This window comes from Streptomyces sp. NPDC050287 (genome assembly GCF_044459385.1).
GTDB lineage: Bacteria > Actinomycetota > Actinomycetes > Streptomycetales > Streptomycetaceae > Streptomyces.
On sequence record NZ_JBITIY010000016.1, the window covers coordinates 142781 to 156775 of the forward strand.

15 protein-coding genes are annotated in these 13995 nt (G+C 72.6%); 9 read left to right on the plus strand and 6 right to left on the minus strand.

The genetic code is table 11. From position 1 onward, the window contains the following. The first annotated feature begins 37 nt into the window (after positions 1–37). From ACIBK3_RS39610 to ACIBK3_RS39630, 5 genes are all read left to right on the plus strand, one after another. The gene (locus ACIBK3_RS39610; RefSeq protein WP_399372828.1) at positions 38–1450 is read left to right on the plus strand and encodes a M1 family metallopeptidase; all 1413 of its coding nucleotides are present in this window, start codon (positions 38–40) and stop codon (positions 1448–1450) included. 169 nt (positions 1451–1619) lie between these two features. After that, the gene (locus ACIBK3_RS39615) at positions 1620–2399 is read left to right on the plus strand and encodes a L,D-transpeptidase family protein (RefSeq protein ID WP_399372829.1); all 780 of its coding nucleotides are present in this window, start codon (positions 1620–1622) and stop codon (positions 2397–2399) included. A 38-nt stretch (positions 2400–2437) separates the two neighbouring features. Continuing rightward, positions 2438–3136, plus strand: a complete 699-nt coding sequence (locus ACIBK3_RS39620) for a response regulator (RefSeq protein WP_399372830.1) — start codon at positions 2438–2440, stop codon at positions 3134–3136. Further along, on the plus strand, positions 3133–4974 hold the full coding sequence (locus tag ACIBK3_RS39625; RefSeq protein ID WP_399372831.1) for a sensor histidine kinase: 1842 nt from the start codon (positions 3133–3135) through the stop codon (positions 4972–4974). Before ACIBK3_RS39620 ends, ACIBK3_RS39625 begins: the two co-directional genes overlap by 4 nt. 73 nt (positions 4975–5047) lie before the next feature. Beyond that, positions 5048–5497 (plus strand): DUF6098 family protein, encoded by a 450-nt coding sequence (locus ACIBK3_RS39630; protein ID WP_399372833.1) that lies wholly within the window; start codon positions 5048–5050, stop codon positions 5495–5497. Positions 5498–5553: 56 nt separating this feature from the next. Here ACIBK3_RS39630 and ACIBK3_RS39635 read toward each other — a convergent pair whose 3' ends face one another. Both ACIBK3_RS39635 and ACIBK3_RS39640 read right to left on the minus strand, forming a co-directional pair. Then, the gene (locus ACIBK3_RS39635) at positions 5554–5805 is read right to left on the minus strand and encodes a WhiB family transcriptional regulator (protein ID WP_030676081.1); all 252 of its coding nucleotides are present in this window, start codon (positions 5803–5805) and stop codon (positions 5554–5556) included. Between the two features lie 295 nt (positions 5806–6100). After that, positions 6101–7009 (minus strand): LysR family transcriptional regulator ArgP, encoded by a 909-nt coding sequence (locus tag ACIBK3_RS39640; protein WP_399372900.1) that lies wholly within the window; start codon positions 7007–7009, stop codon positions 6101–6103. A 69-nt stretch (positions 7010–7078) separates the two neighbouring features. On the opposite strand from ACIBK3_RS39640, the gene ACIBK3_RS39645 reads away from it, so the two are divergent. Then, positions 7079–7693: a LysE/ArgO family amino acid transporter gene (locus tag ACIBK3_RS39645; protein ID WP_399372835.1), complete on the plus strand. Its 615-nt coding sequence runs from the start codon at positions 7079–7081 to the stop codon at positions 7691–7693. A 95-nt stretch (positions 7694–7788) separates the two neighbouring features. Next, complete coding sequence (locus tag ACIBK3_RS39650) at positions 7789–9090, plus strand: MFS transporter (RefSeq protein ID WP_399372837.1); 1302 nt, start codon at positions 7789–7791, stop codon at positions 9088–9090. 10 nt (positions 9091–9100) lie between these two features. Here ACIBK3_RS39650 and ACIBK3_RS39655 read toward each other — a convergent pair whose 3' ends face one another. The 4 genes from ACIBK3_RS39655 to ACIBK3_RS39670 form a co-directional block, all read right to left on the minus strand. After that, entirely contained in the window at positions 9101–9556 is a 456-nt protein-coding gene (locus tag ACIBK3_RS39655) for a cyclic nucleotide-binding domain-containing protein (RefSeq protein ID WP_399372838.1), read from the minus strand. A 287-nt stretch (positions 9557–9843) separates the two neighbouring features. Then, positions 9844–10092, minus strand: coding sequence for a hypothetical protein (locus ACIBK3_RS39660; protein ID WP_399372840.1), 249 nt, complete (start codon positions 10090–10092; stop codon positions 9844–9846). Between the two features lie 357 nt (positions 10093–10449). Continuing rightward, positions 10450–11925, minus strand: a complete 1476-nt coding sequence (locus ACIBK3_RS39665) for an aminotransferase class I/II-fold pyridoxal phosphate-dependent enzyme (protein ID WP_399372842.1) — start codon at positions 11923–11925, stop codon at positions 10450–10452. 105 nt (positions 11926–12030) lie between these two features. After that, positions 12031–12255 (minus strand): hypothetical protein, encoded by a 225-nt coding sequence (locus ACIBK3_RS39670; RefSeq protein WP_030939829.1) that lies wholly within the window; start codon positions 12253–12255, stop codon positions 12031–12033. Between the two features lie 246 nt (positions 12256–12501). Here ACIBK3_RS39670 and ACIBK3_RS39675 point away from each other — a divergent pair, with 246 nt between their 5' ends. Further along, entirely contained in the window at positions 12502–12945 is a 444-nt protein-coding gene (locus ACIBK3_RS39675; protein WP_399372844.1) for an ATP-binding protein, read from the plus strand. A gap of 176 nt (positions 12946–13121) precedes the next feature. After that, entirely contained in the window at positions 13122–13979 is an 858-nt protein-coding gene (locus tag ACIBK3_RS39680; RefSeq protein ID WP_399372846.1) for a SigB/SigF/SigG family RNA polymerase sigma factor, read from the plus strand. The last annotated feature ends 16 nt before the right edge of the window (positions 13980–13995 follow it).

A 13995-nucleotide genomic window follows, 5' to 3' on the forward strand; every position in this document is an offset into this window, starting at 1 on the left:
CCTGAGGCTGTTGGCACCCCCACCCGTAGGAGCCCACGTGAGACCGTCCGTCAGGCGCACCGCGGTACTCCGTCGCGAGGCCGTGATCGTCACCGTCCCCGTCGCCCTCGCGGCCCTGCTCGCCGCAGCGGGACCCGCCGCGGCGGGCCCCCTCGGCGCCTCCGGCGTCGGTGACCCGTACTTCCCGCTCGCCGGCAACGGCGGCTACCGTGTCGGCCACTACGGCCTGACGCTCCGTTACGACCCCGGCAGCCGCCACCTTTCCGGGAAAGCGGTCCTCACCGCCCGCGCGACCCAGCGGCTCACCCGCTTCGACCTCGATTTCAGCGGGCTCAGGGTCACCGGCCTCACGGTCGACCACGCCAAGGCGGAGTACCGGCGCGACGGCCAGGAACTCGTCGTCACCCCGCGCCACGCCCTGTGCGAGGGCCGGCGGTTCCAGGTCACGGTCACCTACGACGGCACACCCGCCCCGGTCACCGACCCCGACGGCTCGCTGGACGGCTGGATCCCCACCGACGACGGCGCGTTCGTCGCCGGGGAGCCGCAGGGTGCCATGACCTGGTTCCCGAGCAACAACCACCCCACGGACAAGTCGTCGTACGACTTCACGATCACGGTCCCCGAAGGCAAGACCGCCGTCGCCAACGGCGTGTTCCTCGGCGCGCGGACCGCGCGGGGGAAGACCACCTTCCGCTGGCGGCAGAGCGAACCAATGGCCGCCTACCTGGCCACGGCCACCGTCGGCACCTTCAAGACGGAGCGGTACACCACCCGCGACGGCGTCCAGGTCTACAACGCCGTCGACCCCCGCGAGGCCTCCGCCGCCGCGCCCGTCCTCAAGCAGCTGCCGTCCGTCCTGGAATGGGAGAGCAAGCTCTTCGGGCCCTACCCCTTCCGCGCCGCCGGATCGATCGTCGACCGGGCCCCGAACGTCGGTTACGCGCTGGAGACCCAGACCCGGCCCGTGTACGACTCGGCGCCCGACCTGAGCACCCTCGTCCACGAGAACGCCCACCAGTGGTTCGGTGACTCCGTCTCCCTCACCTCGTGGAAGGAGATCTGGCTCAACGAGGGCTTCGCGACCTACGCCGAGTGGCTGTACAGCGAACAGCACGGCGGGAAGAGCGCGCAGCGGACCTTCGACGAGCTCTACCAGCGCCCCGCGGACGACGACCTGTGGGCGTTCCCGCCCGGCGACCCCGGCAGCGGCGCGAACATCTTCGGCACCCCTGTCTACGCCCGCGGCGCCATGGCCCTGCACGCCCTGCGCAAGGCCGTCGGCGACCGGACGTTCTCCCGCATCCTGCGGACCTGGGCCACCGAACACCGCGACGGCCACGGCACGACCCCCCAGTTCGTGCGCCTGTCCGAGCGGCTGTCGGGCAAGGACCTGGACGCCCTGTTCCACACCTGGCTCTACACCCCGGGCAAGCCGGCCACCCCGTAGCCCGAACAGGCCGGCACCCAACAAGCCGAGGGTTGGGACACCTGACACCCGAACAGGCCGACCCCCCGAAGCGGCCGGCAGTTTGAACAGCCGGCAGTTTGAACAGCCGACAGTCGAACAAGCCCATGAACCTGACCAGTTCCTCACAAGTCTCGGTCAAGGTCGAACCATGATCAGACGCACACCTCCCGCCGCGCTGCTGGCCGCGTCCCTGCTGCTCACCGGATGCGGCGGCGGCGCGGCCGCGGTCCAGGACCACCGGCCGGGGGCCGCCGGGGAGACGAGCACCCTCGCGACCCGGGGCTCGATGCCGTCCGCGCCCTCGTCTCCCGGCTCGCCCGACGCGTCGGTCGAGGCGCTCCCGCAGGAGCTGCCCGGGCTGGGACCGAAGACCCTGGCGCAAGTGCCCTCCCGCACCCGCCAGGCCGTCGTGGTGACCGGGCGGGACAAGGACTCCCCGACGTCCACCGTCGTCCTGTACGAGCGCACCGCGGCCGGCTGGCAGGCCGGCGTCAGCTGGCCCGCGCACAACGCGCTCAAGGGCTGGAGCGACCACCACACGGCCGGTGACCTGCGCACCCCGATCGGCGTCTTCACGCTCACCGACGCCGGCGGCCTGCTGCGCGACCCCGGTAGCCGGCTGCCGTACGACCGATCCGGAGCGTTCACCTCACCCGGCACGGGCTTCGAGGGCGAGCCGCTCGCCGGGTCCTTCGACTATGTGATCGCCATCAACTACAACCGCGAGCCCGGCACGTCCCCGCTGGACTGGACCCGGCCCCTCGGCGCGGGCCGCGGCGGCGGCATCTGGCTGCACGTCGACCACGGCGGCCCCACCCACGGCTGCGTCAGCCTCGCCGAGCCGCAGATGAAGCAGCTGCTGCGGACGCTGGACCCCGACCGCCACCCCGTCGTCGTCATGGGCGACGCCGCCTCCCTGGCCCGCTGAGTCGGCCGAAGTCCCCCCAACCGCTTAGGATCCGCCGCGTGTGCGCACATGTGCTGGTCGCCGAGGACGACGAGATGCAGGCCGAACTCATCCGCCGGTCCCTGCTGGCGGAGGGGCACACCGCCACCGTGGTCCACGACGGCCGGGCCGCCCTGGACGCGGCCCGCCGGCTCCGGCCGGACCTCGTCGTCCTGGACCTGATGCTGCCGGTGATCGACGGCTTCGGCGTGTGCCGGGTGCTGCGGCAGGACGACGACATCCCGGTCCTGATGCTCACCGCCCGCACCGCCGAGGACGACGTCCTGCTGGGGCTGGAACTCGGCGCCGACGACTACATGACCAAGCCCTACAGCCCGCGCGAACTGATGGCCCGCATCCGCACCGTCCTGCGGCGCAGCGGACGCGCGGTCGCCGACCGGCGGGAGGATCCCGTCGTCCGTGCCGGGGGAGTCACGGTCGACCCGGTACGGCACGAGGTGCGCTGCGAGGGTGCGCTCGTGGAGTGCACACCGGCCGAGTTCGAGATCCTGCTCGCGATGGCCGGCGAACCCGAACGGGTCTTTTCCCGACGGCAGTTGCTGGAGGTCACCCGGGGCACCGACCGGGCCTCCACCGAACGGGCCGTAGACGTCCATGTCATGAACCTGCGGCGCAAGATAGAGACCGACCCGCGCCGCCCGACCCGGCTGCTGACCGTCTTCGGTGTCGGCTACAAGCTCAGCGGCGGCCGCGGATGAGCGGCTGGATACCCCTGCGCAAACGGCTGCTGGTCCGTCTGCTCATCGCCTCCGGCCTGATCGCGGTGTGCTCCGTCGCGGCGACCGCCTGGCTGGCCGTGGAGACCACCACCCGCGCGCTGCGGGAGGAGCAGGGACAGGTCCTCGCCGACGACATGGACGTCCTCGCCCGGCTCAGCGGCTACGCCGCCACCCATCCCGACTGGCGGGGAGTGCGGGAGACCGTGCGGGAGCTGTCCGCGAAGACGGGCCGGCGCATCGCCCTGGCCCGCGCCGACCGCACCGTCGTCGCCGACTCCGCGCCGCGTGGCACCGCCCTGCCGCTGACCGCCGCCGCCACCGTCGACCCGCTGCGCACCGACACCTACACCGAGCGCGGCGCCCAGCGCAGCGGCACCGACCCCCGGGTGGTGGGCCCGTACCGGCTCACGGCGCCGGAACGCGAGAAGCTCGACGCCCTGGCCCGGAAACGGCAGAGCTGTTTCGCCCGCTTCGGCATCGACCTGGATCTGACCCGTATGCCGAGCGGCCGTCCGGTCCTCACCGTGACGGACGGCAGCACCGACCCCGGCTATGTGCCGGACGCGTGTGCCGACGGAGTGTTCAACTCGGCGACGCCCACCGAGAAGAAGGCGCTGACCGCGCTTCGGAAGAGCGCTCGCGGCTGTCTGACCCGGGCGGGTCTGGACCCCGGGACGCCGTTGTTCCTCGGGGCGGACACCAGCAGCCCGACCCTGGGAGTCCCGAGCTACGCGCCCAGGCTCGCCGAGCAGGAGTCCAGGGTCGCCCGTGCGGCCCAGCGCTGCCTCGACGCCGCCCGCCGCGCCCAGCTCGACCCGTACGTCGCCCCCGTCGCGCAGCTGTTCCTGGGCGGCGGCGGGGACACCCCCGCTGTCCGGTTCGACATGTCCCCGGCGAACAAGACCAAGATCTTCGGCACCGCCGGGCTCGTTCTCGCCGTCACCGTCGCCGTGACCGCGGTGGTCGCCACCCGGCTGGTACGGCCGCTGCGCGCACTGACCGAGGCGGCCCAGCAGCCGCCCGAGCTGCATGTCCGCGTCCCCGTCACCACCCGGGACGAGACCGGCATCCTGGCCGCCGCCTTCAACGAACTGACCGAGCGCCGCGAACGCCTGGAGTCCCAGCGCAGGGCGATGGTCAGCGACATCGCCCACGAACTGCGCAGCCCGCTCACCAACATCCGCGGCTGGCTGGAGGTCACCCGCGACGGCGTCGTCGCCCCCGACCCGGCCCTGCTCGCCGCCCTGCACGACGAGGCCCTCGTACTCCAGCGGGTCATCGACGACCTGCGTGACCTCGCCGACGCCGACGCCGGCACGCTGCGCCTGCACCCGGAGCCCGTGCGCTGCCAGGACCTCCTCGACCAGGTCGCCGCGGCCCACCGGGTCGCGGCCGACGCGGGCGGCGTCACCCTGCGCACCACCGTGGACGGCACGCCGTGGCTGGAGGCCGACCCGGTCCGGATGCGGCAGGCGCTGGGAAACCTGGTCTCCAACGCGCTGCGCCACACCCCCGCCGGCGGCACCGTCACCCTGTCCGCCCGCCGGGACAGCGACGGCGGCGGCGAGGGTGACGGTGACGTACTGCTGGAGGTCACCGACACCGGCACCGGCATCGCGGCCGAGGACCTGCCGCACGTCTTCGACCGGTTCTGGCGCGCGGAGAAGTCCCGCAGCCGTCGCACCGGCGGCAGCGGCCTCGGCCTGCCGATCGTCCGCCACCTGGTCGCGGGGCACGGCGGCACCGTCGACGTGGCCAGCGAACCGGGCACCGGAAGCGTCTTCACTATGCGGCTGCCCGGCGTACCGGAGCGGTAGCGGCCTGCCTGATTCCGTTCCTGCCCGGACGGGTACTCCGTCAGCGCGCGAGCACGAAGAGGGAGGTCACGACATGGGCGTATCGGACGACCTGCCGGTCGTACGCACACTCGCCGAGTTCACCGAACTGGTCGAGCGGCACCAGGGCATGTACGTCCGCTGGTCACGGGGACCGGAGACCGACCTCGCGGACGTGTCCAGCACCGACGACCTGACCGGCGTGCCGATGCCGGGACTGTCCGCCAACCCGCTCGACGTCGAGGAGTGGTGGCAGGGCCGCCCCGTCGAGGTGTGGGTGGCCCGTCGGCTGTACGACTACTCGCACCTGCCCCACGAGAAGGGCCCCGGCGTCCGTCCCTGGGCCCTGCGGGGACGGGAGAACGGCCGCGGGCCCGACAACGAACCGCTGGTCGCGGACGTGCGGCCGGTGTGCTGGATCGACCCCCGGGTGATCGACGAGGCGCGGGACACGGTGGAGCGGCAGGAGAGCTCCTGGGGTCCGCTGCGCCGCACCGGCGGCTGACGCGCACGTGAGGGGGCCCGGTGCCGGACGGCACCGGGCCCCCTCACGTCACCGTGTCACCCGGAGCGCCTCCGGGCGGCCGCGCGCCGCTTCAGCGCACGGCGTTCGTTCTCGCTCGTGCCGCCCCACACGCCGATGGACTGACCGGTGTCCAGCGCCCATTCCAGGCACTGCTCCCGCACCGGGCAGCGCCGGCAGACCGCCTTCGCCTGCTCCTGCTGCACCAGCGCCGGACCGGTGGTGCCGATCGGGAAGAAGAGATCGGGGTCCTCGTGGCGGCACGCGGCGTGTTCGCGCCAGTTCTCCATGAAATGTCACCTGCGATCGAAGTCGGACGTGCCCTCGGGGATGCCTTACTCGCTTCCGGGTCACCTGTCGATGCGGGGGTGAAACAGCCGAGCCCTGTGAGACCTCGTGAAGATATGGCGTGCGTCACTCGCGCAGGCTCCAGGGCAAGTGCCGTACGCCGTGGGCGGGTCGGGGAAGGGGCGGGCCGGCAAGGCCTCCGGGCCGAGCACGCCGGCGCCGGTCAAGGCACCGGCGGCCAGGAGGAGATGCTGCCGGACAGTGCGCGGGCCCGGCTGGAGACGAACACGGGAGTGATCAGGGGCCAGGCCGCAGTGCCTCCGCCGCTGTCGCCCTCACCGCCTCCGCCAGCGCGGCCAGCGCCGGGGAGTCGAGCTTCCACTGCTGCCAGTACAGGGGTACGTCGACGGGCCGGTCCGGCGCCAGGGGGAGCAGGCTGCCCGCCCGCAGCAGCGGTTCCGCCTGCGCCTCCGGCACCAGACCCCACCCCAGGCCTGCCACCACCGCGGCCAGGAAGCCCTCCGAGGCGGGAACGTAGTGCCGCCGTACCCCGCTCGCCCCGCCCCGGCCGCCGTGCAGTCCGCGGACGAACGCGTCCTGGAGGTCGTCGCTGCGGTCGAAGACCAGCACCGGCGCCGCCGCGAGCGCGTCCCGCAGCGGTCCGCCCAGATGCCGGGCGGCGAAGTCCGGGCTCGCCGCCGCCAGATACCGCATCCGGCCCAGCGCGCGCACCGAACAGCCCGCCACGGCCTCCGGCGACGAGGTCACCGCGGCCATCACCAGCCCCTCCCGCAGCAGTTCGGCGGTCCGTGTCTCGTCCTCGCGCCGCAGCTCGAAACAGAGCGGCGGTTCCTCCGCGACCCGCGTGAGCGCGCCGAGGAACCAGGTCGAGAGGGAGTCCGCGTTCACCGCGACCGACACCCGCGTCGGCTCCCCGGCGCCGCTCATGCCCAGCTCGGCGCGCGCGTCCCGCTCCAGCCGGGCCAGCTGACGGGCGAACCGCACGACGACCTCCCCGGACCCGGTCGGCCGCACCGGCTTCGTGCGCACCAGCAACACCCGCCCCGTGCGCTGCTCCAGGGCCTTCACCCGCTGGCTCACCGCCGACGGCGTCACGTGCAGGGCGGCCGCCGCCGCGTCGAACGTGCCCTCGTCCACCACCGCGAGCAGTGTCCGCACCTGGTCCAGGGGAAGCTCGGTCATCATCACGACAGCTAAGGGTACGTAAGAATCTTTAGCTGTACGAGCGGTGATCGCTTCTTTAGCGTCGAGGTCATGACCGCCTCCCTCACCGCCGCGGCCGCCGGATTCGGCACCGGGCTCTCCCTCATCGTCGCCATCGGCGCCCAGAACGCCTTCGTCCTGCGTCAGGGGGTCCGCCGGCACGCCGTACTCGCCGTCGTCGGCATCTGCGCCCTGTCCGACGCCTTCCTCATCGCCCTCGGCGTGGGCGGCGTAGGGGCCGTGGTGGTCGCGTGGCCGGGGGCACTGACCGCGATCGGCTGGATCGGCGGCGCGTTCCTGCTCGGCTACGGCCTCCTCGCCGTGCGTCGGGTGTTCCGGCCGGGCAGTGCCCTGCGCACCGAGGGCGAGGCGGAGGGGTCGGTGCGGCGGGCGGTGCTCACCTGTCTGGCGATGACCTGGCTCAACCCGCACGTCTACCTCGACACCGTCTTCCTGCTCGGTTCCGTCGCCGCCGACCGGGGCCCGCTGCGCTGGACGTTCGGGCTCGGCGCCGCGTTCGCCAGCCTGTGCTGGTTCACCGCGCTCGGCTTCGGTGCCCGCCTGCTCGGCCGCTTCCTGGCCCGTCCGGCCGCCTGGCGGGCCCTGGACGGTCTGATCGCCGCGACGATGCTGGTCCTCGGCGCCACCCTCGTGGCCGGGGCCTGACGTCCGGAATCTGAGACGTGGAGTCCCGAACCTCCGGACAGCGCTGCGATAGTGATCCCCCGACCGGATAGATGTAACAAGCAGCCAGGAAGCCCGTGGACACCAGTGAGAGCAGCAGCACCGAACCGCAGGCACCCGCCGCGGACTCGGTGGCAGCACCCCGGCGCGGCTGGCGCCGCTGGGCCATGGACACCCGCCCCCTGCGCATCCCCGCCTACCGCCGCCTGTGGTCCTCCACGATCGTCACGGCCGTCGGCAGCCAGCTCACCGCCGTCGCGGTGCCCAAGCAGATCTACGACATCACCGGATCCTCCGCCTGGGTGGGCGCCGCCGGCCTCGCCGGACTGCTGCCGCTGATCGTGTTCGCGCTCTGGGGCGGCGCGGTCGCCGACACCATGGACCGGCGCAAGCTGCTGCTGATCACCAACAGCGGCATCGCCGTCACCTCGGTCCTGTTCTGGCTGCAGGCCGTCAGCGGGCTCGACTCGGTGGCCGTCCTCATGGTGCTGCTCGGCGTCCAGCAGGCGTTCTGGGGCCTGAACGCCCCGGCAGGCAACGCCTCCATCGCCCGTCTGGTACCTGAGGACCAACTGCCCGCGGCCAACGCCCTCGGCTCCACCGTCCTGGAGACCGGACAGGTCGTCGGACCGCTGCTCGCCGGTGTCCTGATACCCGTCATCGGCCTGCCGGAGCTGTACCTCATCGACGCCCTGGCGCTGTGCGTCACCGTGTGGGCGGTCCACGAGCTGCCCTCGCTGCCCCCGCTGGCGTCCGCGGTGGCCCGCCGCGCCGGCGTGCGGGAGATCGTGGCCGGCTTCCGCTACATCTCCGCCCGCAAGGTGCTGCTGCTGTCCTTCCTCGCCGACATCATCGCGATGGTCTTCGGCATGCCCCGCGCCCTGTTCCCCCAGCTCGCCTCCCAGACGTACGCCCCCTACGGCGAAGGGCTCGCGCTCGGCCTGCTGTTCGCGGCGGTCCCCATCGGCGCGGTGGTCGGCGGCCTGTTGTCCGGCACCTTCTCCCGGGCCCGTCGGCACGGCTGGATGGTGATCGGGGCGGTGGTCGCCTGGGGCGCCGCCATCACCGGCTTCGGACTGACGGACAGCCTGTGGCTCGCGGTGGTGTTCCTGGCCGTCGCCGGCGTCGCCGACATGGTCTCCATGGTCTTCCGCGGGGCGATCCTGCTGTCCGCCGCGACCGACGAGATGCGCGGCCGGATGCAGGGCGCCTTCATCGTCGTCGTCGCGGGCGGCCCGCGCCTGGCCGACGTCCTGCACGGCACGGCCGGCTCCGTCTTCGGCGCCCGCACGGCGGTCGCCGGCGGCGGACTCCTGGTGATCGCCGCCATGCTGGGCCTCGCCTTCGCGATACCGGCGCTGCGCCGCTACCGCATCTGAGGCCGGGGCCCTACAGGGTGCCTCGCCGGCGCGTCGTGTACTGCTCCAGCAGCTTGCCCCGGGTCGTCTCCAGCCGGTGCGCGAGGATCTCGGCCACCGTGCGCACCAGGATCACCCCCAGCTGCGGGTCCTCCTCGCACAGCCTGAGCACCGAGTCCGCGTCGAACTCGTAGGCCCGCACCGGGCTGAAGGCCTCCGCTCCGAAGTCCCACCGGTACGGCGGGAAGAGCCACGACCAGCCGAGCAGATCGCCCGCGCCGAGGCCCGCCACGGTCACCCGCTGATGGGACGTCACCTGCTGGGTCAGCGACACCGCCCCGGAACGGATGACCCAGAACCGGTCGGCCGTGCCGCCCGCCTCGAAGATCCGGGTGTCCTCGGGGAAGGACACCTCCCGGGCCAGCCCCATCAGACGCCCGCGCTGCGGCGGCGGAAGGGCGGTCAGCAGTTTGATCGCTTTGGTCATGACACGGGGCTCCTCGCCGGCGACGGATTCCGGTTCTTCCCTACGCCCATTTCAGCGGCTGGCGGCGCCGGGGGCACCTCGGCGGCGCGAGAACCGGTCGCGGATTTCTCGGCGGCGGGCGGCGGCTCGGGCTGGACAGTCGTGTGCGGGTACCGCGGTGACGGTACGAGGACCAGGGCGCCGCAGCCCGGCACGAGCAGGCAGGCCGCAGCACGGTCGTGTGCCGCGCCGTACCGGCACCGAGCGGCGTGGCCGGGTACGGGGCCGGCGCCCCGGGCCCCGGTGGATCACGGGGAGGGGAGGGGAGGGGGCAGCCGCGCTCCGGTCCGCGACGCGCCGCCGCCGGACCAGCCGGGCCAGGCCCTCGGGACCGGCCACCGCGCGCCGAGGATCACCGGCGCAAGCGCGCGGTGGGTCTGTGCGCGGAACAGCTCCCGAGCGCCCTCGGGCAGGACGGTCGGCGATGCCTCGCAGGCCGATGGCCCGCTCGCCGCGCCGCTGATCACCCCGAGGCGGGCGAACGCCTCGATCGGCATCTGCCAGTCCCCGCGCGCGGCGTCGGTGTACCCGTACAGATCGGCGTACCCGTTCAGACAGCCAGAGCCGCGGCCGGCCAGAGCCTGGGACAGCGCGGCCGTTGGGCACCGGTGAGAACGCCCTCCTCGGGGCCCGGCCGGCGCCTGGTCCTCCGACCGCCGCGCCGCTGCTCTCCCCATCCGGCCGAGGGCAGAAAAAAGCCCTGGCTGGACGGGGGAGGCCAGCCAGGGCAGTAGGTGGTGGCGCACGGAGGACTGATGTCGTCGACTCCGTGGCCACGTATGCATGAACGCTAAACCATCGATGGCGGTGGCGTGAAGCCGAATCCGGGTCACGTGACCTGTTTCACTCGTTCTTCATTCGGCGTTCCGGGGCACCACCCTGATCGTCTCCAGCTCGGAGTCGGTCGCGTCGGGAAGGTTCATGCCCGAGTCCCGTCCGGTGCGCAGGTACCGCAGCACCGGCTCGGTCAGTCGTTCGCCGGGCAGGACCGCCGGGATCCCGGGCGGATACGGTGTGATCATCTCCGCCGCGACCCGGCCGGCTGCCTCGGAGAGCGGAACGTTCTCGGCGGGCCCGAAGAAGGCGTCCCGGGGCAGCAGGGCCTGGGGCATCCGCAGCTCACCCGGCGACGGTACCTCCACCCGCGGTGCCGGGGGCAGGTCGGGCGCGGCCTGCGCCAGCTCCTTCAGCGCGCGGAGCAGTTGGCCGGCCGTCTCATGGTCGTCACCGTGGGTGATCTGCATGCCGATGCGCCGGTGGTCGTTCAGGTGCGCGTCGATCCCCTGTTGCTCGCGCAGCCAGTCGGCCGCCTGGTACCCGGTGATCCCGAGCGCCTCGACATCGATGACCCCGGGCAGCGGGTCGAAGTCGTCGGCCTTCCCCGCACCGCAGAAGTCGTTCCGGTCGTTGACGTGCATCCCGCCGATCTCCTCGACGGCGGCCCGCACCTCGGCGGCCAGCTCCAGCGCCCCGCCCATGAGCTCCTCGCCGTGCAGGGCCATCTGGCGCCGCCAGCCGTCGAGCCCCGCGTACAACAGCACCGACGGGCTGGTGGTGCCCAGCAGGTCGGCCCGCATCTGCAACAGCTCGGCGGGGACCAGATCGCCCCGCAGATGGAAGACGGAACCCTGCTCCAGACCGCTGCCCATCTTGTGGATGCTGGTGACGCAGATGTCGGCGCCGGCGTCCATCGCCCAGGACGGCAGATCCGGGTGGAAGGGCAGATGGGCGCCCCAGGCCTCGTCCACGATCAGCGGAACCGACCGGCGGTGACACACCTCGGCGACCGCCCGCAGGTCAGCACAGGCGCCGTACGGCGTCGGGCTGGTGATCAGCGCGCCCTTGGCGTCGGGATGGGCGTCGAAGGCGGCGTCGAACTCGGTGGCGGACGGCGGATGGGCCAGGTGCCGCTCGGCGTCCCACCGCGGCTCCACCCAGACGGGCTCGATCCCGGCCAGGATCAGTCCCGAGACTACGGACTTGTGGGCGTCCCGCCCGATCAGCAGCTTCTCGTGCGGCCCCGCGACGGCCAGCATCGCCGCCTTCACGGACAGGGAACTGCCGCACGTGGTGAAGAACGTGGTCTTCGCGTGGACGGCGTCGGCCATCAGTTCCTCGGCGCGTTCCAGCACCCGGCCCCGGGTGAGCCGGTCGTCGAGCCCGCCCGAGGCCAGCACGTCACCGAGGAAGACCGCGTCCCCGAGGACCTCCCGCACCGCGGGGTCCGCGCCCCGGGCCTGCTTGTGACCCGGTGGCGCGAACGTCAGCCGTCCCTCGCGGTGATAGTCGGCCAGTGCTTCCAGAACGGGTGCGCGGGTGTGGTCAGTCATGGAGCGCGGGTGCCCGCCCTCCCCGGCCGCCAATCAGTCCGCGCGGGTGACCGGCCCCGGCGACCGTCGCTCAGTCAGCCGTGTGACCAGGCGGTCCACCGGTTCTCACGCCTCCTCCGTGCCGTGCTTGCCGGGAGTCACGATCTCGTCCAGCACCCGGAGCACGCTCTCGTAGGCCACACTGCGCACCTCCGCGTCACGCGCCCCGTCCGGATCGGTCTGCCGGAGGGTCTCGCGCCGGGTCCTCCAGGCCCGCTCCTCCTCTTCCGCGCAGGCCCGGGCGCGCTGGATGCGTCGCAGCAGTTCGTCTGAGTCCACCACATCGGTCATGGCATCCACGTACCCGCTCAGCGCCCCACGATGGCCCGTTTCCCGCCCGGAAGGAGGGGTTTGGCAGGCCGGGGAAAGGTCAGCCGGAAGAGAGAGACCTGCACAGGGCCCGCGCAGCGAGGGTGCACGACCGCTGCGGCGGTGCGGGGAGCCGCCGGAACCCAGGCGCCCGTGCCCGGCCGGGACCGCCGCGGATGTGACCGCAACGGGCTGCCGCCTTCTTTCAGCGATCAGGGAGTTACAGGGATGTGCGATCAGCACGGGACCGAAATCGCCCTCGAGCCGTTCGCCGCCTACCGGCGCGGTCATGCCGGGCCGTGCAAACCGGCCGAGGCGCGCAGGGCCGTGGAGCGGGCCGTGACCGAACGCTGCCGTGCCACCCGCACACGGTGCGACGCGAACGCCCTCTCCGACGCCCTGCTCGTCACGTCGGAACTCACCACCAACGCCATCCTGCACGGCGGAGGCATCACCGACTTCCATGTCGACGTGGTGGGGCTCGACGTCCGCGTGTCGGTGAGCGACCGCAGTGACGACGTACCGGTCGTCGCCCCCGCGGTGGACCGGCGGGGCCGGCGCCGGATCGGGGGCCACGGCTGGCCCATCGTCTGCAGGCTGGCCCACGACATCCGGGTGACCGACCTGCCGTCCGGCGGTAAGTGCATCACCGCCATGGTGCCCCTGTCCTGAAGAGTTTTCGGAACCCGAGTTTGCACCCAGGAGGGCAGGGCAGACGCAGTTTCGTGCTTCGGACCGGAGGCGCGCCAGCGGGAGTGGTGTGGCTGCTCCGGGGCCCCTTCCAGGTCATCCGGGCAGCGACCTTCCCGCGGCAATTCCCTGAACCGACCGCTCAGGAGCGATTCCGCATGCTCATCGATATGTCGACAAGCCGTCCCGGTGCGTCCGGCCAGCAGACCTCTCAGAACCGGCGCCGGCACGACGACGCCCCTGACACCGCCGCCCTGTTCGCCCGTATGGCGGAACTGGAGGACGGTCCCGAGCGGGACGCCGTCCGCGACGAACTCGTCACCGCCTGGCTGCCCATGGCCCACCGGATCGCCGGCCGCTTCCGCGACCGCGGCGAGTCCGTCGAGGACCTGCGTCAGGTGGCGGCGCTGGGACTGGTGAAGGCGATCGACCGGTTCGAACCCGAACGCGGCGCCTTCGAGAGCTACGCCGTGCCCACCATCACCGGTGAGGTCAAGCGGCACTTCCGGGACCGGATGTGGGCGCTGCGGGTGCCCCGCCGGGTGCAGGAACTGCGCAACAAGGTGCGCGTGGCCCGCCGGGAACTGACCCAGAGCCCCGGCTCCCCGGAACCGTCGGCGGCCGACATCGCCGCCCACACCGGACTCACCGAGGACGAGGTCGCCACCGGGATGGAGGCCCTCGAAAGCTTCAGCACCCTGTCGCTGGACGCCGAACTCTCGGCCGGCGACGACGGCTACAGCCTGGTGGACACCCTGGGCGCCGCGGACGCCTCCTACGACACCGTCGTCGACCGCGAGTCCGCCAAGGAGGGCCTGCGCCGGCTGCCCGAGCGGGAGCGCGCCATCCTCTACATGCGCTTCTTCGAGGACATGACCCAAAGCCGCATCGCCGACCAGCTCGGCATCTCCCAGATGCATGTCTCCCGCCTTATCAGCCGCAGCTGCGCCCGGGTGCGCGACGAGGTGATGGGACAGCGGGCGAACGGCCGTGGCCCGGGCGGGCGGGTGGCCTGAGTGAGGCCTGAGTGAA

Excerpts from the sequence above, each read along its gene's own strand:
- ACIBK3_RS39625 (WP_399372831.1), top strand. The coding sequence starts at position 3,133 with ATGAGCGGCTGGATACCCCTGCGCAAACGGCTGCTGGTCCGTCTGCTC.
- ACIBK3_RS39670 (WP_030939829.1), bottom strand. The coding sequence starts at position 12,255 with ATGACCGATGTGGTGGACTCAGACGAACTGCTGCGACGCATCCAGCGC.
- ACIBK3_RS39640 (WP_399372900.1), bottom strand. The coding sequence starts at position 7,009 with ATGATGACCGAGCTTCCCCTGGACCAGGTGCGGACACTGCTCGCGGTG.
- ACIBK3_RS39645 (WP_399372835.1), top strand. The coding sequence starts at position 7,079 with ATGACCGCCTCCCTCACCGCCGCGGCCGCCGGATTCGGCACCGGGCTC.
- ACIBK3_RS39660 (WP_399372840.1), bottom strand. The coding sequence starts at position 10,092 with ATGCCGATCGAGGCGTTCGCCCGCCTCGGGGTGATCAGCGGCGCGGCG.
- ACIBK3_RS39615 (WP_399372829.1), top strand. The coding sequence starts at position 1,620 with ATGATCAGACGCACACCTCCCGCCGCGCTGCTGGCCGCGTCCCTGCTG.
- ACIBK3_RS39675 (WP_399372844.1), top strand. The coding sequence starts at position 12,502 with ATGTGCGATCAGCACGGGACCGAAATCGCCCTCGAGCCGTTCGCCGCC.
- ACIBK3_RS39655 (WP_399372838.1), bottom strand. The coding sequence starts at position 9,556 with ATGACCAAAGCGATCAAACTGCTGACCGCCCTTCCGCCGCCGCAGCGC.
- ACIBK3_RS39680 (WP_399372846.1), top strand. The coding sequence starts at position 13,122 with ATGCTCATCGATATGTCGACAAGCCGTCCCGGTGCGTCCGGCCAGCAG.
- ACIBK3_RS39635 (WP_030676081.1), bottom strand. The coding sequence starts at position 5,805 with ATGGAGAACTGGCGCGAACACGCCGCGTGCCGCCACGAGGACCCCGAT.
- ACIBK3_RS39665 (WP_399372842.1), bottom strand. The coding sequence starts at position 11,925 with ATGACTGACCACACCCGCGCACCCGTTCTGGAAGCACTGGCCGACTAT.
- ACIBK3_RS39630 (WP_399372833.1), top strand. The coding sequence starts at position 5,048 with ATGGGCGTATCGGACGACCTGCCGGTCGTACGCACACTCGCCGAGTTC.